18 protein-coding genes are annotated in these 23,041 nt (G+C 70.0%); 9 read left to right on the top strand and 9 right to left on the bottom strand.

Translation table 11 applies throughout. The annotated features are described in order from the left end of the window. Window positions 1-6 precede the first annotated feature (6 nt). The 4 genes from OZ403_RS37620 to OZ403_RS37605 form a co-directional block, all read right to left on the bottom strand. Window positions 7-2,541 (bottom strand): TIGR02270 family protein, encoded by a 2,535-nt coding sequence (locus OZ403_RS37620; RefSeq protein WP_268783013.1) that lies wholly within the window; start codon window positions 2,539-2,541, stop codon window positions 7-9. Window positions 2,542-2,616: 75 nt separating this feature from the next. Then, window positions 2,617-3,081 (bottom strand): DUF4150 domain-containing protein, encoded by a 465-nt coding sequence (locus tag OZ403_RS37615; RefSeq protein WP_140795986.1) that lies wholly within the window; start codon window positions 3,079-3,081, stop codon window positions 2,617-2,619. Window positions 3,082-3,197: 116 nt separating this feature from the next. Next, window positions 3,198-4,235 carry a DUF2169 family type VI secretion system accessory protein gene (locus OZ403_RS37610; protein ID WP_268783012.1) on the bottom strand — a complete coding sequence of 346 codons (1,038 nt, stop codon included), beginning with the start codon at window positions 4,233-4,235 and terminating at the stop codon, window positions 3,198-3,200. 99 nt (window positions 4,236-4,334) lie between these two features. Then, window positions 4,335-4,961: a hypothetical protein gene (locus tag OZ403_RS37605; RefSeq protein WP_140795984.1), complete on the bottom strand. Its 627-nt coding sequence runs from the start codon at window positions 4,959-4,961 to the stop codon at window positions 4,335-4,337. 173 nt (window positions 4,962-5,134) lie between these two features. Here OZ403_RS37605 and OZ403_RS37600 point away from each other — a divergent pair, with 173 nt between their 5' ends. From OZ403_RS37600 to OZ403_RS37585, 4 genes are read left to right on the top strand one after another with little or no spacing between them, the layout of a single operon-like run. Further along, window positions 5,135-8,002, top strand: coding sequence for an FG-GAP-like repeat-containing protein (locus tag OZ403_RS37600; RefSeq protein WP_268783011.1), 2,868 nt, complete (start codon window positions 5,135-5,137; stop codon window positions 8,000-8,002). Beyond that, complete coding sequence (locus tag OZ403_RS37595) at window positions 7,999-8,772, top strand: hypothetical protein (protein ID WP_140857830.1); 774 nt, start codon at window positions 7,999-8,001, stop codon at window positions 8,770-8,772. The genes OZ403_RS37600 and OZ403_RS37595 overlap by 4 nt, the downstream gene beginning before the upstream one ends. 7 nt (window positions 8,773-8,779) lie before the next feature. Then, window positions 8,780-10,447: a GH3 auxin-responsive promoter family protein gene (locus tag OZ403_RS37590; protein WP_268783010.1), complete on the top strand. Its 1,668-nt coding sequence runs from the start codon at window positions 8,780-8,782 to the stop codon at window positions 10,445-10,447. After that, the gene (locus OZ403_RS37585; RefSeq protein ID WP_268783009.1) at window positions 10,444-11,625 is read left to right on the top strand and encodes an aromatic ring-hydroxylating dioxygenase subunit alpha; all 1,182 of its coding nucleotides are present in this window, start codon (window positions 10,444-10,446) and stop codon (window positions 11,623-11,625) included. Before OZ403_RS37590 ends, OZ403_RS37585 begins: the two co-directional genes overlap by 4 nt. Window positions 11,626-11,638: 13 nt before the next feature. Here OZ403_RS37585 and OZ403_RS37580 read toward each other — a convergent pair whose 3' ends face one another. Further along, entirely contained in the window at window positions 11,639-13,060 is a 1,422-nt protein-coding gene (locus OZ403_RS37580; protein WP_237080056.1) for an ATP-binding protein, read from the bottom strand. 208 nt (window positions 13,061-13,268) lie between these two features. Here OZ403_RS37580 and OZ403_RS37575 point away from each other — a divergent pair, with 208 nt between their 5' ends. Further along, window positions 13,269-13,406 (top strand): hypothetical protein, encoded by a 138-nt coding sequence (locus OZ403_RS37575; RefSeq protein WP_268783008.1) that lies wholly within the window; start codon window positions 13,269-13,271, stop codon window positions 13,404-13,406. Between the two features lie 259 nt (window positions 13,407-13,665). Continuing rightward, a complete protein-coding gene (locus OZ403_RS37570) occupies window positions 13,666-14,085 on the top strand; it encodes a 2TM domain-containing protein (RefSeq protein ID WP_140857822.1) in 420 nt (139 codons plus the stop codon). A gap of 13 nt (window positions 14,086-14,098) precedes the next feature. Here the strand turns inward: OZ403_RS37570 and OZ403_RS37565 are convergent, their stop codons facing one another. Next, entirely contained in the window at window positions 14,099-15,160 is a 1,062-nt protein-coding gene (locus OZ403_RS37565) for a gamma carbonic anhydrase family protein (RefSeq protein ID WP_140795977.1), read from the bottom strand. A 221-nt stretch (window positions 15,161-15,381) separates the two neighbouring features. Here OZ403_RS37565 and OZ403_RS37560 point away from each other — a divergent pair, with 221 nt between their 5' ends. Together OZ403_RS37560 and OZ403_RS37555 are read left to right on the top strand one after the other, a co-directional pair. Beyond that, entirely contained in the window at window positions 15,382-16,836 is a 1,455-nt protein-coding gene (locus OZ403_RS37560; protein WP_140857820.1) for an MATE family efflux transporter, read from the top strand. Window positions 16,837-16,854: 18 nt separating this feature from the next. Further along, the gene (locus tag OZ403_RS37555) at window positions 16,855-18,705 is read left to right on the top strand and encodes a hypothetical protein (protein WP_237081629.1); all 1,851 of its coding nucleotides are present in this window, start codon (window positions 16,855-16,857) and stop codon (window positions 18,703-18,705) included. 7 nt (window positions 18,706-18,712) lie between these two features. Here the strand turns inward: OZ403_RS37555 and OZ403_RS37550 are convergent, their stop codons facing one another. Beyond that, the gene (locus OZ403_RS37550) at window positions 18,713-19,819 is read right to left on the bottom strand and encodes a hypothetical protein (RefSeq protein WP_268783007.1); all 1,107 of its coding nucleotides are present in this window, start codon (window positions 19,817-19,819) and stop codon (window positions 18,713-18,715) included. Window positions 19,820-20,029: 210 nt separating this feature from the next. Between OZ403_RS37550 and OZ403_RS37545 the strand changes: the two genes are divergently transcribed. Then, on the top strand, window positions 20,030-20,233 hold the full coding sequence (locus OZ403_RS37545) for a hypothetical protein (RefSeq protein ID WP_268783006.1): 204 nt from the start codon (window positions 20,030-20,032) through the stop codon (window positions 20,231-20,233). A 69-nt stretch (window positions 20,234-20,302) separates the two neighbouring features. Here OZ403_RS37545 and OZ403_RS37540 read toward each other — a convergent pair whose 3' ends face one another. Next, window positions 20,303-21,976, bottom strand: coding sequence for an ABC transporter permease (locus OZ403_RS37540; protein WP_268783005.1), 1,674 nt, complete (start codon window positions 21,974-21,976; stop codon window positions 20,303-20,305). Then, window positions 21,973-23,019 carry an ABC transporter substrate-binding protein gene (locus OZ403_RS37535; RefSeq protein WP_140795972.1) on the bottom strand — a complete coding sequence of 349 codons (1,047 nt, stop codon included), beginning with the start codon at window positions 23,017-23,019 and terminating at the stop codon, window positions 21,973-21,975. The genes OZ403_RS37540 and OZ403_RS37535 overlap by 4 nt, the downstream gene beginning before the upstream one ends. Between the last annotated feature and the right edge of the window lie 22 nt (window positions 23,020-23,041).

Raw genomic sequence — 23,041 nt, 5'->3', positions numbered from 1 at the left:
TCCGCCTCAGCGCGCGGAGGGCGGCCGCAGGTGGAAGGCCGCCCGCTCCCCGTTCCATCCCCAGAGCCAGGTCAGGACGCCGGACGTGGGTAGGTAGCCTCTCGCGAACCCGCGTGCCGCCATGCAGACCGCGACGGCACCGGTCGCCGCGCCCAGCCCTCCCCACGCATCAGCGGGGTACCAGGTGACAGCCTCCTTCAGCGGCGCGCTGTTCAGTCGTAGCTGCGCGTAGCCCCAGTCCTGGGAGCGGGGCGCGGTGCCGTCGAGGTCCGCGATGACGAGCCCCGTCGTCTGGCCACGGTCCTCGAGGCTCCCGAGCACCTCCGCGATGACGGAGGACAGGGCCACGCCGACGTGCGGCTTGCCTGCGAACAGGTGTTCGGGTTCGGAGGACGCAGCCATGGCGTCGACGTAGGCGACGGCCGGTGTGCCCCGGCGAGAGGCCTCGTCCGCGAGTTCCAGGAGCACGAAGGCCGCGCCCTCGCCAGGCATCAGCCCGGTGGGCCGCTCGCGCGTCTTCAGCATTCGGAGCGCGTCCAGCGCGTCCAGCCACTCGAGCTCAACGATGCTGTCGATGCCTCCCACGATGCATCGGTCCAGCGCGCCGGACCTCAGCGCGCGTTCCGCGGCACGCAGGGCCGTGACGAAGCCGGGGGAGTCTCCGAAGAAGACGGCCTGCTGGGTGACGCCCCCTGGTACGGCGGCCTGCGCGAGCAGCCGGGGCAGGAGTGTCTCTGCGTAGCGTTCGCGAAGCGTCGCAGCGAGCAGCGGCGTTTCGTCGAAATCAGAGGATGCATCAGCGTCCTCAGCCTCGCCGTCGGGCTCCGCCTCTTCGCTGGCGGCCTTTCGCTCCTGTCGCTCCGCGGCCTCCAGGAGGAAGCCGCTGGGAAGGTTGAGGAAGATGCCCGTGCGCGGCCCCGCCTGCATGCCGGAGTGGTGTTGGAGGTCCGCCAGGGCAACCGCTCCCAGCCGCACCAGGCGCCCCGCGCCCGCGTACCCTTGCGTGAGATGCGGGATGGCATGCCCCGTCACGGGGAGCGACTCACCCGAGTCCTCGTCCACGAAGGTGAGGTCCTCGAGCGCGCCTGGCCGGGCCACGCCCACGCGCGCCGCCGCGCAGCTCCCCACCACGCCATCGCCCAGCGACGACACCATCCCCAGGCCCGTGATGGCGAGCGCACCTGGAGGGGGCGGGCGCTGCCAGACCACGCGCGGAAAGAGCGCGTCCGCTTGGACGGGGGACTCGTCGGCCAGGACGGTCGAGGGCGAGAAGGCGCGGAATGGCGCCAGCGGCAATCGCCCCTGCAAGCCCGCTTTCGCTGCCTGGAGTGTCTTCCATTGCCTCGGGGCCCAATCCCGGACGCGAAGCTGGAATGCGCCCTGGCTCCGGATGGCCAGCTCGAGCGCCAGCGCTGAGCGTCTGCGCATGGGGCCTGTCATCAGAGCATCGAGGAGTGTCTCGGTGCTGAAGGGCTTCCCGCCGAGGTATCGGACCTGGGGCGAGAAGTCCTTCTGGACCTGCTGCCACCAGTTCGCCACGGCTTCCGGCGCGGGCACGGGAAGGGCGTGCTCCGGGCCCAGGGGCGGCGCTTCTTCATCTTCGGGTGTATCGGGAGTCCAGGGCTCCGCCTCCGACACGAACGGTCCGGTGAGGACGAGGCCGGTGATGGCACAAAAGGCCTCCGCCGCCACCTGCGCGACCGACTCGTCCTTCATGGCCTCCAGGAGGGGACCTACGGCGGCGACGCGCCCGCTGAGCCCCAGCGCCCAGAGCGCCTCTTTTCGCAGCGCTGGCTCCTGGAGTGCCTTCAGGAGCAGGTCCAAATCCTGGGGGTCGCCCCCCATCGCGAGGAGCGCCGCGGAGGGCCCCCAGCCTGCATCCTTGCGACGGACGGCGTCGACACAGCCGGTCCATGCGGAGCCGTGGCCCAGACGCAAGGCTGTCTCCAGCGCCGTGTTGCGGACCTCCGCGTCGTTGGACTCCAGGGCACGTTGAAGCGCGGCGCGTTCCAGTCGGGAAGGGAAGCGACGGGCGGCGCGCAGTCCCGCCTGGGCCAGGGCGCTGTCCTTCGACGTAACGGCCTCATCCAGGTTCCGGGAAGGAGCCGTCCCCCACGCCGTCAGGATGTCCATCACCCGTGCCTGCACGACGGGGGCGCCTTCGTCGAACAAGGCGAGGAGCTGGGGAACAGCGCGAGGGCTGGGGTGGAGCTCCAGTGCCCATGCGGCCCCCTGGCTCGAAGGATTGGCTCCGCCTTCGTCCGCCAACGTGGAGAGCACGGCGTCGAGGTGCTCCTGCCCGGGCTGCGACAAGAGGACGCTGGCTGCACAGGCCACCTGCTCCGGCTCGTCCGAGGACAGCGCCGGCAGCAGCAACTCCCGGGTGACCCGGGGACCTCCGAGCTGCAACGCGTCCAGGCACGCGAGCAATCGTTGCTCGGGCCCCGTTTGGAACTCTTGAAGAGAGTAGTCGGGGGCGAGGAGCCCTTGCTCACGCAGCGTCCAGAAGAAGGACGCGTCCGCGAGGAAGTCTCTGGCCATGTCCATCCGAATGGATGCGTCGTGTCGCTCGGAGGGAAGGGGGCTACCGGGAGGAGGTGACATCGTGGCGTGTTGTTAGATGTCTTCTTCGCAGACGAGGCACTGGGGCGTGCCTTCATTGCCACCCATGGCGATGACGGGCCCCTGCATGACGGGGAACGGCGGCGTGTTCTTGTCGTTGTGGAGCATCAGGTCGAAGGCGCGCGCCACGTTCTTCCCTTCGAACTTCACGTCGAAGGAGAAGTTGACGAACTCCGCCTTGCCCTTCGTCTTGCCTGAGACCACGCCGCCGCCCGCGGTGCCGGCTTCGTCGCCGGTGCTCATCTTGAAGTTGGAGTCCTTCACGCACACCGGGTTGCCAGCCACGGAGACCTTCTTCGTGCCCTTGTCGGTGTCCGAGGACTGGGCCACGTTGGGGTAGGGAATGGGCACGGGCCCGGCCGGGCTGGGTGTCTTGCATACGTCCGGGAAGGCAACGGTGACGCCGCCGCTGTCCTTCGTCACCACGGACATCTTGTTCACACCGGTATTGACCGCCATGCCAGCCACCTCCAGGGGAACAGAATACCCCGGCGGGGCCACGCGGTGCGAGCCAGGCAACCGCGAAGCTGGAGCGCGGCGCCGCCGCTGGATACATGCCCCTACGCCGGTTTCGTTCAGGCCGCCTTGGGCGCGCTCACGCCCTGGGCGGTGACCTTCAGGCCCCGCACGTCGTGGAGGCCCTCGGCCAGGGTGACGTGTCCACGCCAGAGGAGCGTCACCTGCTCCTCGTCGGTGTCCAGGGTCACGGTGTCCAGGTGCATGGCGGGTGTCGCGTCCTCGCCCCCCGCGAGCGCCACGGTGACGACCGGCGCGGACTGCCCGGGGAGCGCGAAGGACAGCCGGCCCTTGGGGGAAGCGCCAGCGATGATGACCGGCTCGTCCCCCTTCAGGTAGCCAGGAGCGATGAGGCCCGGCGCGGCGGCGTTGAAGAACCGCCGGTCGAAGTCCTTGGGCAGCAAGGGCTTGCGCGTCTTGTTCCAGGCCTCGTCGTAGGTCCCGCCGTATCGGGCGCGAGGCTGCCAATGGGGAGACGTGAAGCCGAAGCCCGCGGGCACCACCTTCTGGCCGAAGTCGCGCAGGGGCTCGGTGGCGGGGTCCTCCAGGTTGGGCAGCTTCAGCCCCTCCTCGAAGTGGCGAGGACTGGCGCGGAAGCCCACGCCCGCGGGGTTGCGCGGCTCGAAGGCCGGCTTCGCGGTGTCTGTCTTGTCCCAGCCGCCGAAGGCGCGCTCCCACGTGAGCGGGATTTTGTCGAAGGGGAGCGGCCTGGTTGCCGCGATACGCCCCATGCTCTTGAACCAGGTCCGCTCGCCCACGACGCGCACGGCCTTCTTCAGCGGCCCGACCTGAAGCGCCACCAGCGCCTCGGTGGCGCCCTTCTGGGGCGGGTAGGCATGGCCAATCAGCGCCACGTCCGTGGCCAGCTTGATGAAGGCGCTCTCGGGTTCGAACTTGTCGCTGGACTCGCCGGGCTTGCCCCAGGACTCACCGCTCCACGTCACCGGCACCTGCGTGTCGGCGAGCTTCAATCCAGAGGGGCCAAAGGCATAGGTGGCCTTCACGACGAGCAACAGCAGGGGCCTGCCGTCCTCGTCGGCGAGGCCCATCATGTCGAAGGCAAAGGGCGTTTCATTCTCGAGGGTGGGATGTCCCATGTCTTTTCGACCCGGCGGCATGAGGTCCGGGCTGCGCCAGCGGATGCGCGCAGTGTAGCAGCCATGCCCCTGGCTGTTTCGTGCGTGTCGACACCGCGCCTACCACGCTCCCACCGCGAGCAGGCCCGCCAGTCCCGCGTACAGGGGCACGTTGAGCGCCAGCGTCAGCCGGTTGATGCGGCGGAAGCGGGCCTGCTCCTCGTCCGCGAACCAGATGCCGTCCTCGCCCGTGGTGCGGCCCTCCACCGCGTGGAAGAACAGGGCCGCGTAGGCGACCTCGACGAACAGGCTCACGAGCACCAGGCCCAGGAAGGCCAGGGCCCACAAGTCTTCAGGACCGAGCACGCCCAGCCACCGCGTCCGGCCCCAGAACAGTCCCCCCAGCACCAGCGCGATGCACGCCACGTCATGGGCCACGCCATACGGGGGCCGCCAGCGCTTCACGCCGTAGAGCAGGTACAGCTCCGCCACGCCTCGCAGCCACATGAAGGCGGCGAACGCGCCCAGCACGCCTCGCGCCTCCTCCGGCACCGCCACGTCCAGCGCCACCAGCGGGCACGCGAGGAACCACAGGAACACCGCGTAGAAGAGCCACGCCAGCTTGGGGCCGGAGATGCGTCCGCCTCGCGAGCCCTTCACGTTCTGGGCGTGGCGGAACCAGCCCGCCGCCACGATGCAGACAGCGGCGAGGATGGCGAGAAGGGCTCGGGTGTGCGGAGAGGGCATCGGAAAGCGCGCGCTGAAGGACCTGCGCCCGGAGTTTGCAGCGTCCTGGACATGGCATGGATGCATGGACAGGAGGGGCTCTTGCAAGCCCCTGACGTGATTGGACAGGGCGCGCTCCACGGGGCACGCTCCGCACGCGCGCGGCGACGTGCTTTGGCGGGAGGCGGGCTTCCATGAGCGTTGGTCCCGGGGTGAGCCCGGCTGCACAGGTGTATGTCCCGCTGCACACGGCGCCACGTGTCGAGCGCTGGGGCTGGGTCTGGCCTCGCTGGAACGACCCGCGCCTGCCCTTCGCCTTCCTGCTGACGCTCTACGGCGTGCTCGGCTTCACCTTCTTCGGCTTCAACCGCAGCCCGTGGCAGATGGCCGCCATCGTGGTGACGGGCAGCGTGTTGGACGTCGCGCTGGGCTGGGGGCTGAAGCGGCAGAAGGTCGTGCCCCTGAGCGCGTACATCTCCTGCTGCTCGCTGGCGCTGCTGCTCAACTACTCGCATTCGAGCTGGCTGCTCCTTCTTCCGGTGTGGATCGCCATCGGCTCGAAGTACGTGCTCACCTTCCAGGGCCGCCACGTCTTCAATCCGTCCATGTTCGGCGTGGCCATGTCGCTGCTCTTCACCCGGGAGCTCATCACCGCCGCGCCCGCCTATCAGTGGGCCAACGGCGAGGTGGCCCTCTCCGCCTTCATCCTCATGGCGGCGCTGGTGCTGTTCTTCTTCCGGGTGGGGCGCGGGTGGCTGGTGGTCAGCTTCCTCTTCTTCTACGCGCTCCAGACGGCGCTGCGCGCCTATGTGCTCCGGCACCACCTGCCGCCGGAGGTCCTCTTCCTCGGTACGCTGGGCGCGCCGTCGTTCTTCATCTTCGTCTTCTACATGCTCACCGACCCGGCCACGTCTCCGGGCACGCGGCGTGGGCAGATACTGCTGGCGCTGGCGGTGACGCTGGTGGACCTGGTGCTGCACTTCAAGGAGAGCGTCTACACGTTCTTCTATGCGGCCCTCACGTGCGCCACGGTCCGCTTCCTGTTCATCCACGCGCGAGCCGCCTGGCAGCGCGGGTGGCGCGAGTCCTTGAACACGCTGGTGTCGTCGGGCTGGCTGAAGCGCGCGGCGGTGGTGGGTGGGCTGGGAGGTCTCATGGTGGGTGGCTACACCCTGGCCGCCACGCCCGGAGTCCGGACCACGCCGCTGGACTTCCGCATGGAGCGCGTGGAGGCGCGGGACGCGGGGCTCGACTCCACCATGGGCCACACGCTCGAGGAGCTGGACCCTCGGCTGGGGCACGTCGCGAAGTGGCTGGTGGCGGTGGGGGACGCGGTCGCCGTGGGGGACTACGACGGGGATGGCCGGCCGGACCTGTTCCTCACGCACCCGCTGGCTCGGCCCGAGGACCACGCGGTCCTCTATCGCAACCTGGGCGACCTCCGCTTCGAACGGGTGCCCGTGCCCGCGCTGGAGCGCTTCGCCACGCGCTACAAGGAAGAGGGGCTGCCGGGCGGCGGCACCTTCGTGGATTGGGATGGTGACGGTGACCTGGACCTCGCGGTGGCGGTGGCCTTCGGGCCCGTCCGGCTGCTGCGCAACACGCTGCGCGAGACGGGCACCGCGGGCTTCGAGGATGTGACGGAGGCCGCGGGCGTGACGGACCACGCGGTGAGCCTGGGCCTCACCTTCCTGGACTACGACCGGGACGGGCACCTGGACCTCTTCGTCCTCAATGTGATGACCACGCACCTGCCGGGCTATGAGCCGCCGGTGCCGCTCAACCTCTTCCGTCTGCCGGAGCCCGAGCACGCAGAGGACCGCCGCATGTTCCGCTTCATGCATGACGGCTGGCACAACGCGGCCAACGGCGGGCTCAACGCGCTCTACCGGGGACGGGGAGACGGCACCTTCGAGAAGGTGGACATCGCCGCCATGGGCATGCCGGAGACGCACTGGTCGCTGGCGGTGAGCACGGTGGACTTCAACCGCGACGGGTGGACGGACCTGTACGTGGCCAACGACTTCGGGCCGGACGACGTCTACCTCAACGAGGGCGGCAAGCACTTCCGCCGCGTGGCGGGCCGGCTCTTCGGTGAGATTGGAAAGGACACATACAAGGGGATGAATGCCTCCGTGGCGGACTTCGACCGCAACGGCTGGTTGGACCTGTACGTCTCCAACGTCCACCACTCGCTCCAGGCGGAGGGCAGCCTGCTGTGGATGGTGGGCCCCGGGAAGGACGCCTTCACGCCGGAGTTCCGGGACGAGGCCACCTTCCGTGGCGCGCTCAACGAGCGGCGCTTCGGCTGGGGCGCGGCGGCGGGAGACCTGGACAACGACGGCTGGCCGGACCTGGTGCAGGCCAATGGCATGGTGGATGAACGCCTGGATGCGGCGCGGTGGCGCATCCCCGATGGCCAGCGCAAGGATTACTGGTACGTCAACCACAAGCTGATGCAGTCCGGCCCGGAGATCCACACGTACGCGGACAAGTGGGGCGACATCCGGGGCCGCACCATCTATCCGAATGAAGCGCGCCGCGCGTATCTCAACCTGGGGGACGCGAAGCCCGGACACTTCGTGGACCTGGCGCGAGAGCTTGGGTTGGACGACCCGGACAACTCGCGAGGCGTGCTGCTCTCGGACCTGGATGGGGACGGGGATGTGGACGCGCTCATCACCAATCAGCACGGACCGGTGTCGCTGTATCGCAACACGCTGCGCTCGGAGGCGCGCCAGGATGCGCACTTCGTGGGACTAACGTTGGTGGGCCACGGTGGACGCACGCACCGGAGCGCCGTGGGCACCCGGGTGGTCGTCTCCTACGAGGAGGCGGGGACGCGCGTGGAGCAGGTGCAGGAGGTGGGGTTGATGGGCGGTTTCTCCGCGGCGGCGGACGCACGGCTGCACTTCGGGCTGGGCCGGTACTCGGGGCCCGTGACGGCGCGGGTGCACTGGTACGGGGGCGACGTGCAGGAGGTGTCGCTGACGCCGGACCGCACGCACGAGCTTCGGCAGCCTCCCGACGCGGAGGTGTTGCAAGGGCGTGCCCGGCCATGATGTCGCCGCTCAAGGGCTCGACGGTGCGGCGTGATGCGCTCACGGACGCGCAGCGTGGGCAGATGCTGGCGCTGATGCAGCTCTGCTACACGGGCGTGTCGCCGGAGCGCTTCGCCGAGGACCTGGAGGCCAAGCAGTACGTCATTCTCCTCCACACGCGCCGAGGCGGGGAGTTGGTGGGCTTCAGCACGCTGCGCGTCGCCGAGGAGCTCGCGGGCGGGCAGCGGGTGGAGGTGGTGTATTCGGGCGACACGGTCATCCACCCCGACTGGTGGGGCCACAAGGTGTTGCAGGTGTGCTTCGGGCGCTTCGTGTTGTCACGCAAGCTCCGTCATCCCCTGCGGCCGGTGCACTGGCTGCTGTTGAGCGCCGGCTTCAAGACGTACCTGCTTGCGGTGAACTACTTCCCCAGGACGATGCCTCGGCGGGACTGGACGCCGCCCCCCGGACGCGCCGACTTCCTGCACGCGCTGGCCGCCCGTTGGTTCGGCGCGCAGTACGACGCGTCGCGGGGCACGCTCCGTTTCCAGGGCGTGCACTATCGCGTGCGGGATGGCGTCGCGCCTATCGACCGCGCGGCGGCACTGCACCCCGACATCGCCTTCTTCGCCGAGCGCAATCCACGCCATGGCGAGGGCGAGGAGTTGGTGTGCCTGGTGGAGATTCGCTGGTGGGACCTCTTCCTGGCGCTGGGGCGGAGCGTGTCCGGACAGCTTCGCGGCTGGGCCCGGCGCGGGTTGAGACACGCGGGCGTCCGCGTGCGGACGTGAGGCTGACGTGAGTGCTTCCTCCTTGCCGCTGGAGGGACTGCGGGCGGTGCTCGCTCCCTCCGCGCTGCGCTTCCACCGGGCCTTGCGCGACCCCGAGGCCGCGCAGGCGGTGTGTCTTCAGCGGGTGCTCCGTTCGGCCGTGGGCAGCGTGCAGGCGGAGCGCATCCCTGACTTCCGCCGCATCCGCGACGCCCGTGACTTCCAAAATGCCGTGCCGTGGGTGACACCGGACGCGCTGGCTCCGGACGTGGAGCGCATCGCCGCGGGCGAGGCCCGGGTGCTCACGCGTGAGCCGGTGCTGCGCTTCGAACTCTCAGGCGGCTCTTCGGGCGCCAGCAAGCGGGTGCCCATGACGCGCGGCCTCCTGGCCGAGTTCCAGCGCGCCCTGGCCCCCATGCTCTTCGAGTTGCTCCACCGCCGGCTCGCGTTGCGCGAGGGCGCCAGCTACTGGTCCATCTCCCCACTGGCGCGAAAGCAGGCCCGCACGGCGGGCGGCATTCCCGTGGGCAGCGCGGAGGACAGCGCCTACTTCTCGCGCGTGCTGCGCCCCTTGCTGTCCCGCATCTTCGCGGTGCCCGGTGAAGTAGGGGCCCTGCCGGACGTGGAGTCCTGCCGTTACGTGACGCTCTGGCATCTCGTCGCCCGCGAGGATCTGGCTCTCATCAGCGTGTGGAACCCCAGCTTCCTCACGCTCCTCATGGACGCGCTGGAGCGGCACGGGGAGCGACTGGCTGATGACCTGACGCGAGGGCGCTGCCGGCCGCCTGCGTCCGGCGCCGCGCACGATGAAGCCGCGGTGCAAGCGGTGCTGGCCCGGATGCGCTTCTCTCCGCGCCCGGAGCGGGCTTCGCTGCTGCGTGAGGTGCTGCGAGGTGGCTGGAGCGCCCGCGCGTTGTGGCCTCGACTGTCGCTTCTCAGCATGTGGACGGACGCACAGGCAGCCCACGCGCTTCCCGCCGCATGCCGCCGCTTTCCGGGCGTGGAGGTGCAGGGCAAGGGGCTGCTGGCCACGGAGGGCGTCGTCACCGTGCCCTTCTTCGATGCGCCCGCCCCCGTGCTCGCGGTGCGCAGCCACTTCTTCGAGTTCATCGACAGCGAGCACCCCATCTCGCGACCTCGCCTCGCACACGAGCTGGAGCAGGGCCGCACGTACACGGTGCTGTTGTCCACCTCGGGCGGCCTGCTGCGCTACCGCCTGGGCGACCTGGTCCGCGTGGAGGGCTTCCAACACGCGACGCCCTGCCTTCGCTTCGTCGGCCGAGCGGACGCCGTTTGTGACCTGGTGGGCGAGAAGCTCGCCGGCACGCGCGTGGGAGACGTGCTGGATGCCGTGCTTCCGGACTTCTTTGGCGGCGCGCGCCCCGGCTTCTCCATGCTGGCGCCCGAGTGGAGTCCCGCGCCGTCCTACGTCTTGTTCCTGGAGACGGACGCCCCCGCCTCACGGCTCGCCGCCGCCGCGGAGGCCGTGGAGCACGCCCTCTGCGAGGGACACCACTACCGCTATGCGCGAGCCCTGGGACAGCTCGGTCCGGTGCGTGCCACGCGCGTGGAGGAGGGGGCTCGCCGCTACGAGGCTCGCTGCGTCGCGCTGGGCCAGCGCGCGGGCGACATCAAGCCCGTGGACCTGCACCGCCTGACGGGCTGGTCGGACCATTTCTCCGGAGCCGCCACATGAGACCGCCACTGCGCCTGCATTCGCGCGACACCTCGCCCGCTCCCAACGTGGACCTGGAGGCCGAAGCCGACCTCACGCGCTGTGGCGCGCTGAAGGACTTCTGGTACGTCGCGTGTCTCTCCACCGAGCTGAAGCCTGGCGAGCCCCTGGCGCGGACCCTCTTCGGCACGGGGGTGGTCCTCTTCCGTGACGTACATGGGCAGCCCACCGCTCTCCGGGACCGGTGTCTGCACCGCAACGCGCGGCTGTCCCGGGGCGCGGTCTTCGATGGCCGCATCGGCTGCCCGTATCACGGCTGGGTCTACGACGCGTCGGGCGCCGTGGTGGAGGTGCCCTCGTTGGGGCCCTCGCAGCGAAGCGAGTTGCTCGACGCCGACGCCTGCGCACGGGAAGGACTGGCGACCGCGCCCTGCGCGCTGGGACGCCTGACGCGCTTTCCCACCCTGGAGCAGGACGGCCTCGTGTTCGTCTACATGGGCGGCGCCGAGCCCGCGCGGTCCGCGCCATTCCGCGTGCCCTACTGGGACCAGGAGGGGTGGACCGTCTACTTCATGGTGACGCGCTTCCCGAACGGGGTGACGAACCTCGTCGAGAACTTCATGGACGTCCCGCACACGCTCTTCGTGCATCCGGGCTGGTTCCGCAGGCCCGCCAGCAAGCGAGTGCCGGCCACGGTGCGGCGCACGGCGGGCAGCGTGTTGGTGACGTACAAGCAGGCACAGGACACCGTCACGGGCCTGGGCCGGCTCTTCAATCCGCGCGGACTGCCGCTGCTCCACACGGACAAGTTCTACGTCCCCAATGTCACGCGCGTGGACTACCTGTGGGGCGAGCACGGCTTCGTCATCAACTCGCAGTGCACGCCCGTCGGGCCCACGGACAGCCTCGTCTACACGGCCATCAGCTATCGGTTGCCGGTGGATGTCCCCGGTGCGCTGGTGGGACGCGCCATGATGCCGCTGGTGCGGTGGTACACGCGGCAGGTCATCCAGCAGGACGTGGTCATCATGGACATCCAGCGCGAGGCCCTGCTGGACGGCCCGGGCGGAGGCGTCTACTCCGGCACGGAGGCGGACCTGCACCACGCCGACATCGAGGCGTATCGCCGCTGGCTGCGGGAGGGCGGCCAGGGCTCGGGGCCCGAGGACGCCGAGCGCGACATGGCCTTCTGGATTTGAGGCCGCCGCCGCGCTACTGCGGACGGTAGGGCAGCTCCACGATGAAGGTGGCGCCCTGGCCCAACTCGCTCTCCACGCGGAGGGTGCCGCCGTGCGCCACCACGACCTGGCGGGCCGCGTAGAGCCCCAGGCCCAGCCCTCCAAAGGCGCTCGATGGAACGGCGCGTTCGAAGCGGTGGAAGATGCGCTCCTGGTGCTCAGGGGCGATGCCGATGCCGTGGTCTCTTACGGTGATGCGCGCGTGGTCCGGTGCGCCTTCCACCCGCACCTCGATGGGACGGCCCTTGCCGTACTTGAAGGCATTGACCAGGAGGTTGCCCACCACCTGCTGAATCCGCAGCGGGTCCCACACGCCTTCGATAGGGACATCCGCCATCAACTGGATGGGACAGTCCGCCTCGGCCGCCGGAGTCATGGCGCGGGCAACCGTTTCCCGAACGAGCCGCGACAGGTCGAGCGGCTCCATCATCAAGGGCACCTGGCCCTCTCCGATGCGGGAGACGTCGAGCAACCCGTCGATGTGCGTGGCGAGCCGCTCGGTATGGCGGATGGCCTTGTCCAGCCGCTCCAGCAGGCGTCCGCTACCATCCTTCCGCGCCGCCGCGGAGGGGAGTGATTGGAGTTGGAGTTGGAGCGCGGTCAGGGGCGTCTTCAGCTCGTGACCGGCCAGGGCCAGGAATTCATCCCGGCGATGGAGTGCCTCGCGCAGGGCCTGCTCCGCCTGCTGCCGCTGCTGGACTTCCGCCTCCAGTGCCTGGGCGCGCTGCTGGAGGAGGCTGACCTCTCGCAGCCGTCCTTCCGTATCCGCGAGCCGTGTGTAGCGCTCGGTGGGAATGACGTGTGCGTGCGCCTTGCAGACATCGAGGAAGGGCCGCGCGTGCGCCGCCTGGCCGAAGTGGCCGATGGCGTAGGTGCACAGGAGGGACAGGGGGTAGAGCACGCTGAGGTCATTCCACAGTGCCTCCAGCTCCACCGCCACGTCCGGCTTCCCATCCAGGCAGAGGACATCCACCATCTCGCCGTAGGCGCGTACCTTGGCGCCGGGGCGCGTGGCCGCGAGGCTGTGCTCAATCACGGTGCCGATGACTTGGCGGAAGCGCTCCCAGTCCGGGCGTCCCCCCACCATGAAGCGCGCCAGTGTCTCACGGGCATCGAGCAGGGTGAGCTGCCCGCTCGCGATGGCCGCCGCGGTGTCCACGCCCGCGGCCACCAGCCGCGCGATGAGCTGCTGACGGTGGCTCGCCTGGGCGATGATGATGAGCGGGTCTCCTCGTTCGAGCCCGCCCGTGATGTAGGCCTCGACGATGTCGATGACGAATGCCTCGTCCTCATAGAACTGGACCGTGTGGTCATGCTCCAGGGGATACCCGACGGGTGTTTCGCTGGCAGGCTGCCGGTGGCTGCTCCCGAGAGTCGCGGCGTCGGATGGAGGCATCGTCCTCACCATGTGCGTGGGCGCCTCATTATTCTGTCGGGGCCTTTCGACGCGGAACGACCCCCGGGGGCAGCGGAGCGCACGGAAGCCGTCACTGGTGGGCTGGCGCGCTTGACTCGGGTTCACCGCACGGCCGCGGGACGCGCGCCCCTGCCACGGACGCGCGTCCCGGAGCGTCACTTACGGATAGAGCGACTTGAAGTAGCTGATGGAACTGTTCCACGAGGGCGTCAGGTGCCCCATCCTGTTCGGGAAGGCGTTGCCCGCGCAGCCCGTGGCGTCGCAGGAGTACTGGTTGTACTGGCCCACCACGACCGGCCCCGAGACGGGCGCGTCATACGAGTAGATGGGCGAGCCGCTCTGGCCCGGGCTGCCGTCGCAGCCGATTTCCTGGTGCCAGCCGTCCGCGTCCGGGCCGGTGCCTCCGCCGCGGCGCGCGTGCTTCCCTCGGGCTGGCGTGCCGAGGCTTCATGGACCTGCGAATGCCATGAAGCATGAGTTCCCCCTTCGCAATTTGTGAAAGCAGGTGGGCCGCCAGCGAGAACGGGCGTGGGGGGATTCCTTCTCTTTTCGTGGCGGATGCGCCGCGCTAGCGTCCCAGTCCCATGGCGGACACACGGCAGCGCAGCGCACCTCCGAGTTTTTCCCAGAACGAGGCCGCGGACATCATCCGCGAGGCCACGGCTCACGCGTTGGCGGGCAAGGACGTGGATCGCTCGCTCACCCGGGAGGACCTGCTCGCCATGGCCCGGGAGATGGGCGTGAGCGAAGCCGCCGTGGAGAGCGCCATCTCCGCGCGCGCGGGACGCGACAAGGCGCAGCGCCGCATGCGCAAGGCCTACATGGGCCTTGCGTCACACGCGACGAGCTACACCATCGTCATGGGAGGGCTCACCCTCATCAACCTGTTTTCGGGGCCGGGCTGGTGGGTGCAGTACCCCGCCATCGGCTGGGGCATGGGACTGGCGTTCCATGCCATGGGCACGCTGCTCGCGGCCTTCAATCACGCGGACAAGCAGCGGTGAGTGGGCGGGCGCGCTAGCCGATGCGCCGCAGCCCCGGCAGGTCTTCCGGCCGCAGCGCCCAGCGGGGCACTGGCGGCAGCGACGCCAACGTACCCGTCTGCGTCGCCGGGAAGCCCTCGATGTGCGCACCATCCGCGAAGGCGCTGCCCTGCTTCACCAGGCTGCCCGCGCCCACGAAGCTGCCGCGTCCCAGCCGCGTCCCGTCACAGAGGATGGCGCCCGGCTCCACCACGGTGTTCGCGCCCACGAAGCTGCCATGCACCGTGCAGCCCGGACCGATGATGACGCCGTCCTCCAGCGTCAGCGTGTGGTCCGACAGCCGGTGCAGCACGGTGTTGGCCAGCACCTGCACGCCCGCGCCGATGCGGACTGGACCATTGCCATCCCCGAGGATTTTGACCCCGGGGCCAATGATGCAGCCCGGGCCGATGATGACGTCCCCTGTCACCTCGGCCGAGGAGAAGAGGGTGGCGGTGGGGTGCACCAGTGGGTGCTTGTCGCGAAACGTATAGAGCTGTCCCATGGGAGCGTCCTCTGCGCGATCTCTCGCGGAGAAAGCGGTGAGTGGCTGGCCTGGCAGGTCGAGGCTTCCGCCGCGGCGCTTCCGGAGCCGTTCCAGGTCATCCGCGGTGGTTCGACGGAGAATGCGGCCGGGGCGGCCCACGACGACGGAGTCGTCCGGCACCACGGTGCCCGCTGGAATGAGCGTTCCTTCCGCCAGCAGGCAGCGCGTGCCGATGCGCGCGCCGGGCATGAGGATGGAGCCGCCTCCCACATCGCAGAGCGCGCCGACCTCCGCGCCCAGCACGAGGCTGCGGTGGTCGAGGAAGGTGCGCTCTCCCACCGTGACGGGCTGCTGCGGCAGTCCGATGATGACACCATTCTCCAACACGGCCGAGCCCGCGCCCAACCGCACGGCGCCGTCATGCGAGCGCACCACCGCGCCTTGCGCGATGTTGGCTCCAGGACCCAGGTGGAGAGTTCCCAGCACCCGCGCGCTGCTGGAGAGGCTGAAGTGCGCGTCCCCCCCGGCAGGCACCGCGGGCGCACTTCCGTGCGGCAAGCTGATGACCATTGACGCGGCACCCTACACCCACGCGCTCGGCGGCCCGACGGCCCGACGGCGCAGGTAGGTTGTCCAGCGTCCGACGCTCTCAGGGCCGGGCCTTGCCCTGGACGCGGTTGCCCGCTCGCCGCGCAGGGGACCGGGAGGGGAGAGGCGTCAGGTGTCATGGGGCGCGGCGTCCCTGGACCTCTTTCCGCCTTCCTGACAGAAGGGCGCCAACGGAGGCAGGCATGTCTGAGTCATCCCCGGTCGGGTTCGAACCCGTGCCGGCGGAAGTGGGAGGCCCGCCCGAAGAGGGGCCTCAGGGGTTCTGGGCTTCGGTGAAGGAAGCCATTCACGGAACCGAGAGGGACCTCACCCGGCTTCCGGTTCGCAGCGCCATCTTCCTGCTCGCCGTGCCGATGGTGCTGGAGATGATGATGGAGTCCGTCTTCGCCGTCGTCGACGTCTTCTTCGTCGGCCGGTTGGGGGCGGACGCGGTGGCGGCGGTGGGCCTGACGGAGTCGCTGCTCACCATCATCTACGCGGCGTCCGCGGGGCTGAGCATCGGCGCCACGGCGCTGGTGTCCCGGCGCATCGGTGAAGGGGACCCGGAGCGCGCCGCGCGCACGGCGGTGCAGGCGCTGGGGCTGGGCGTCGTGTTGTCCATTCCGTTGTCGGTGGCGGGCGTCTACTTCGCGCGGCCGTTGATGGCGCTGATGGGCGGCTCGCCGTGGGTGCTGGAGCACGGCATCCGCTACACGCAGGTGATGCTGGGCGGCATGGGCAGTGTCCTGCTGCTGTTCCTCATCAACGCCATCTTCCGCGGCGCGGGGGACGCGGCCATCGCCATGCGCGTGCTGTGGCTGGCCAACGCCATCAACATCGTGCTGGCGCCGCTCCTCATCTTTGGCGTGGGGCCCTTCCCGGAGCTGGGCGTCATGGGCGCCGCGGTGGCCACCACCTTCGGGCGCTCCTGTGGCGTGGTGTACCAGCTCTACCGATTGGCGCGGGGCTCCGGCCGGCTGCGGCTGCGGCGCGAGCACCTGCGCTTGGAACCGGGGACGATGCTGGCCATGCTGCGGATGTCGGGCGCGGGCACGGCCCAGGCGTTGGTGGCCACGACGAGCTGGGTGGTGCTGGCGCGCATCGTGGCCACGTTCGGCAGCGCGGCGGTGGCGGGCTACACCATCGCGTTGCGAATCGTGCTGTTCGCGCTGCTGCCCTCGTGGGGGCTGAGCAACGCGGCGGCCACCATGGTGGGGCAGAGCCTGGGCGCGGGAAAGCCGGAGCGGGGCGAGCACGCGGTGTGGACGGCGGGGCGCATCAACGCCGTCTTCCTGGGCTCGCTGGGGCTGCTGTTCGTCCTCGCGGCCAATCCAGTAGTGGGCATCTTCACGAGCGACGCCGCGGTGATGAAGGATGCGGTGCTCGCCCTGCGCATCCTGAGCGCCAGCTTCCTGTTCTATGCTTTCGGCATGGTGTTGACGCAGGCCTTCAACGGAGCAGGGGACACCACCACGCCCACCGTGCTCAACATCTGTTGCTTCTGGCTGTTGGAGCTGCCCCTGGCGTGGGTGCTCTCTGGCCCCATGGGCTTGGGGCCACCGGGGGCATTCCTGTCCATCTCGGTGGCCTTCTCGGTGATGGCGCTGGTGGCTGTCGTCCTGTTCCGACGTGGGACTTGGAAGCACCGGGTGGTCTGAATGGGAGGGCGGAGCGTCATGGCCCATGCACGGCGTTCCGCCCGGACCCCGGGGCTGCTTCCGGTGGTCCTGCTCCTCGTCCTGGGGCTGGCTTCGTGCAACACCGTGGAGGTGCCCGGGGATGACGTGGCCTGCGCGGGACTGCAGTGCACCGCGGGCACCTGCTTCTCCAACGCGGGGCAGCCCATGTGCCGCTGCGGACCGTGGGAGCAGGCCGCGGGGGTGACGTGCTCGGTCGCCGCCTTCAAGCAGCCGGATGACCATGGGGGGGCGCCTGACAGCGCGACGGTGCTGACGCTCCCCATGTCGCCCCGCGAGGGCCGCATCGAGGAGGGCCTGCGCGTGGACATGCGGGACCGGGACGTGTTCGCCATCACCGTGGAGGAGCGAGGCATGTACCGCTTCGCTTGCACGCGGCTGACCCTGGCGGAGTGCCGGGTGCGGTTGCTGGATGCGGCTGGGAACCCGCAGGACATGCCCGTCGATGTCGAGGGTGGCACGACCATGTGGTTGCCCACGCTCGCCGCGGGCACCTGGTACTTCGAGGTCTCCGGCGCGAGCTCACACGGCCGCTACACGTATCACCTGATGTCGTTGGGCGCGGACGACCACGGGAATACGTTGGAAGAAGCCACCCTCCTTCTGGAGGGCTCTGGCACGCCGTTCCCGGTGCGGCTCTCCTCGTCCGCTGACGTGGATGTGTTCACCTTTCATTCGCGGGTGGGGCATGGCTACCGCTTCATCTGCGCGCAGGCTCCCGGGCTTCTTCTTCAGATGATGCTGCTGTCCTCTGTCGGCGCGGTCACCGATGTTGCGCAGGGCTCGTCAGGAGCGCAGCTCGCGGTGAGCCTGCATTCGACGTCCGAGCGTGACTGGTTCGTGGTGATGAGGCCGGAGGGCGTCACCCCGGTGGATGCCACCTGCCGCTTCGAGGACCTGGGCCCCGATGAGCATGGCGACACGCTGGCCACCGCCACGGCCGTGACGGCGGGCATCCCGGTGCCAGTCACCCTCCAGTCGCGTGAGGACGTGGATGTCTTCTCCTTCACCGGGGTGCCCGGGCATGTCTACACCGTGCGGACGGAAGGGGCCGGGCGGTGGTCGGCCCAGGTGGTGGATGCGAACGGGGTGAATGTGGCCCTGTCGGACACGGACCGGCTGCGGGCTCGGGTGGAGCTCGCCGGGACGTACTACCTCCTCGTCGATGGCGGTGACCTCTGGGCTCACTCCTTCTTGCTGACGTTGGTGGACGCTGGGGTGGATGACCACGGGGACTCGCCGCAGACGGCGACGCTCATCACGCCAGGAACCCCGGTCTCGGGCCTCTTCGAGACACCGCAAGACACGGACGCTGTCGTCTTCCAGGCCGAGGACCGTGGCATCTACCTCGCGTCCTACGCGCCCTCTCCGAACCTGTCCTTCAACCCGCGAGGCGCGGTGGGCATCCTGGACCTGGGCGACGGCCGCCACCTCTTCAGTGCCTGGAACGCGGCGCCTGTCACGATGATGTTCCAACCCCTGAATGACGCGGAGTCGTTCTCCTTGCTGCTGGAGCACGTGGCCGTCGATGACTACGGCGACCACAGCGGGACGGCCCATGCCCTGACGCTGCCGGCCTCGGTGTCGGGCGTGGTTCAGACGGCTATCGACGCGGATGTGTTCTCCGTCGGGTTGGAGGCGGGCCGTGCCTACCGGTTGGACCTGGATGCGGGAGCGCTTCAGGTGTCGCTCATGGCTCCCGGTGGCCTGCTGTCGAACCCGCGGGCCGGACGGTTCGTCGCGGACCGCTCCGGCCCTCATGTGCTGACCTTCGCCGGTGCTTCCGGCCTGAATCAGGTCCCCTGGCGCTTCACGCTCCAAGCGGAGTGAGCGTGCGTCAGGGCAGGCAGATTTCGAAGCCGGTCCGTCCGGCGGGGAAGGTGTCCCGAGGACGTGAGGCGGGCGTCACGGCGTAGAGGTGGAAGTCGAGCCGTCGCTGGAGGAAGCCCTTCAGCGCGGGCGCCAGCGGGTCCAGTTCGTCCTGGTACAGCGTGAAGAAGTGGAAGCCCTGGCCGTGGAAGTCCGCGTACACCCGCTCCACGAGCGCGCGGAGGACGGCCGGGTCTTCTCCACGCACGCTGGTGTTGCAGAGGTAGAAGTAGCGGAAGTCGCTGCCCGGCGCGGGCAGGCGCGGCGCGCGGACCGCGGTGGCCAGCGTGTTCCAGCCCCACCGCATCCAGCGCATGCTTCCGCGGTAGGCGTGCACCCGGTAGCGCTTCACGGCCTCGGGGTTCCAGGCGGTGGTGCACCCCACCAGCGCGCCTGTCGTGTCAAAGGCCAGGTAGGTGTCTTCGATTCGCAGCCCAGGCCAGTGGGCGAGGCGGTGCTCCAACTCGCCCGTGTCGAAGCGGTAGCCGAAGGGACGGGCGCGGTGGTCGGCAGCCAGCAACGCCGAGACGGCGGGGACGTCCTCGGGCGTGGCGCGCCGCACGGCGAAGGCGCTTCGCCGGGGACGGCGGCGATGCAGGAACTGGATGGACACGGCGGAGAAGCGGCGGAGCAGGGCGTAGTGCGGCTGGCTCACGCGTCCGGGCCTCCTCCGCACGAGCGCCTGGAGCGCGGTGGCATTGGAGGCCATGACGGCGGTGAGGAAGGTGTCCACGCCCAGGCGCTGGGCGCTCTCCTCGAGCATGGGCCCGTAGAAGCGCGCGAGGCCGCGGCTCCGGCGCGCGGAGAAGCGGGTGCGCAGGTCACCCAGGTAGCCGACCCGGCACGGACGGCCCTCCAACCATCCGTCGCGCACGTGCACGGCGCCCATTCCGTCCAGCCGGCCGTGCTCGCCGTGAACCCAGACCTCCGTCTCTCCTCGCTGCATGGCATAGAGGCCGAAGTAGTCGGGCGCTCGCTGCGAGGAGAGGACCAGGTCGCCCTGCATGGGCACCGCGCCGAACAGGTCGAGCAGCGCGGTGTTGTCGTCACGGGTGGCGCGTCGGAAGTCGCTCATGCGGCGGTGGCGGAGCCTACCCTGGCCGCCGCCGTTTGCCGTGAGTCCCTCGGCTTTGGCGCGACGACGCTTCGAGGTCGTGTCCGGAACACCATGTCGCTGTGTGTCACGACGTCTGTTGTTGCGTCGCGGAAGCACGCGGCGTGCGGATTGGCTGCCTCGTGTCTGAGCCTGGAGTTAGGCTGGAGGCTCCCCGAAAGGAGTCACGCGATGAAGAAGAATGGAATTGCGATGCTGATGGCGCTGGGTGTGGGACTGGCGGCGGGTTTCGGAATGGCGTTCATGCCGTCCACGGCGGAGGCCAATGCTCCTGAGTTCACGCAGGCCATCTGTGAGCGCAACTCGGACTGTGACCACTTCTGTGGTGAGGGATTCGGGCACTGCATCCGGGGCATGTACTGCGCGTGCATGTAATGGCGAGCAGGTCCTGAAGACATCGCCAGGAAGCCGCCGGCTCCCTGGCGATGTCGGACACCTCCGCCATCACCGCGTGTCCAAGGTCCGCCGGGTCAGCAGCGCGAGCAGGGCCTGTCCCACCACCACCAGCGCGATGAAGGCGCATGCCAGCACCGCGGCGGCGGCGGGGTCCGCGTAGCTCTGGAGTTCGAACAGCAGCGTCCCGAGCACCTCGGTTCCCGCGGGCACGAGCAGGACGGACATCGTGATTTCCGTCGCGCACGCGAGGAACGCCAGGACGAAGGCCGCGGTGAGCGCCGGCCGCAGCAAGGGCAGGGGCGCATCCACGAACGCGCGCCAGGGGCCCGCACCACCGACCCGCGCGGCCTCGGTGAGCGAGGCGTCCAGTTGCGCGAGCGCCTCCTCGCTGTTGCGCGCGCCCAGCGCGAGGTACTTCGCCACGTAGGCGATGAGCAGCAGCCACGGCGTGTGTGCCAGCGCGAGCACGAAGGCGACGCGGTCCAGCAGGATGAAGCGCAAGTCCCGGGAGAACGCGAGCAGCAGCGCCAGGGCCAGCACCGTCCCCGGCACCGCGTAGGGCCATACCGCCAGCGCCTCCACGCCCGTGCCCAGGCGGCGCAGCCCGCGTCGCAGCACCGCCGCCGCGAGCCCCAGCCCACACACCAGGATACCCGCGCCCGCCGCCAGCAGGACGCTGCGCCCCGTGGCGTGCAGCGTGCGCGGCTCCAGCAGCACCCCCGCCCAGTGCGTCAGCGTCAACGTCTCCCAGGTCAGCGCCGCGCCGAAGCTGCGCTGGAGCGACGTGAGGAGGATGGCCCCCAGCGGGAGCAGCACCAGCACCGCGGCCGTCAGGCTCACCGCGCCCAGGACGAGCCCGCGTGCGCGCCCCAACGGGAAGGGACGGGACGACAGGCCCTTGCCCGCGCTGAGGCGGACGCGGCCGGCCCGGCCCAGCGCCCAGGTCACCAGCATCGCCATGGGGGCGAGCAGCAGCAGCGACGTCGCCAGTTGCGCGGCGCGCGCCAGGCCCTCGTCACCGCCCATCAGCACCAGTTCATAGATGCGCGTGGTGAGCACCCGCGTGGGCGGTGAGGCCGACACGCCCAGCAGGTACGGCACGCCGAAGGACGATGCCGCCATGAGGAACACCATCACCGCGCCAGAAAGCAGGGAGGGCAGCGCCAGGGGCAGCGTCGTGGTCAGCAGCGCCCGGGGCGTCGAAGCTCCGCAGACGCGCGCGGCTTCCTCCATCGCCGGGTCCACGCGCCGCAGGGCCGCCGCGCCCGCCAGCAGCACCAGGGGGAGGCCGGAAACGCCCTCCACGAAGGCGATGCCGGCGGGGCCGTAGATGTCGAAGGTGTCATCGCCGAGCAGCCGGTTGAGGTACCCCGCGCGAGGGCTCGCGAGCGACAGCCAGCCCATGCCCCAGATGAACGCGGGTACGGCGGAGGGCAGGGTGAACAGCACCGTGAAGGTCCCGCGCAGGGGCAGGTCGGTGCGTTGCAGCACCAGCGCCAGCGGCGCTCCCAGGACGAAGGCCAGCACCGCCGCGCCCGTGGCGATGAGCAGCGTGTTCCCCAGCGCTCCACCTTCGGCGAGCAACCAGTCCAAGCCGCCCGTCCCGGCGGGACCCAGGCCTCGCCAGAGCAGCGCGGCCACCGGAAGCACGGAGAAGCAGAGCACCGGCACCAACCACAGGCCGAGCCCCAGCCACTGGGATTTGGGCGCCGCCGCGCTCATTGTGAGAATGCCTGGCGGAAGCGCTCCTTCACGGCGCCGCCCTGTGTGAGCCCGCGTTCGAGCAACTCGGGCGTCCATGGGCGCGCGCGCTCCAGCAACTCCGAGACACCGGCCTCTCCCCGAGGGCCCGCGAGCCTGGGGTCCACCGCGTGCATGTCTCCCTTCTCCACGATGATGCGCTGGCCTTCGGGCGACAGCAGCACGTCCACCACCGCCTTCGCGGCGACGGGGTTGGGCGTCGTCGCGAAGAGGGCCGCGGGGCCGGGGATGACGACGGCGCCATCGGTGGGCCACACCACCTGGATGGGACTGCCGCGGGCCTGGGCCGCGAGCGCGTTCTCCAGGAGCAGCACGCCCGTATCCGCCTCGCCGCTCTCCACCTTCTGGAGCACCGCCGCGTTGCCTCCCGCGACGATGGCGCCTCGCTGGCGCAGCCCGGGGAAGAAGGACTCGCCGTACTTCGCGTCGCAGAACACGGCCCAGGTGAAGGCGGTGCCCGACGTCAGCGGATCACCAATCGCCACGCGTCCCGTCCACGGACCTTCCGCGAGCGCCGCGAAGGAGGTGGGCGGCGGTGGCCCGTCCTGCCGGTGCACCAGGACCATGGTGGACAGGCGCAGGGCCGCGTAGCGCGCGTCCAGGTCCACCAGGGCGCGGGGCACCCGAAGCACGTTGGGCGAGGCGTAGCGGAGCAGCGCGCCTTCACGGGCCAGCCGCTCGTAGAGGAACGGGTCCGACGTGGCCAGCAGGTCCGCGCGGATGGCCCCGGCGGCGCGCTCCGCCTCCAGCCGGCTGGCCACCTTCTCACTGCCCGCCTGGTACCAGTGCACCTGGACGTCGGGCAGCCGCGCCTTCAGCAGCGGGTCCAGCGCGTCCAACACGTGCCGGTACATGGACGTGTAGACCCAGACGTCTCCGGACGGCGTGCCCTCGCGCGCCAGCGTGGGCCCGGCCGCGGGCGCGGCGGACTCGATGCGGCAGGCGGCGAGCAGGACGAGCGCGGCGGCGACCCCCGCGGCCCGGAGCAGCATGGGCAGGGACATGTGCCCGCGATTATGCGGCACG

It is taken from the genome of Myxococcus sp. NMCA1 (assembly GCF_026810205.1).
Taxonomy (GTDB): Bacteria; Myxococcota; Myxococcia; order Myxococcales; family Myxococcaceae; genus Myxococcus; species Myxococcus xanthus_A.
This window is presented reverse-complemented; position numbering and strand designations above follow the sequence as displayed.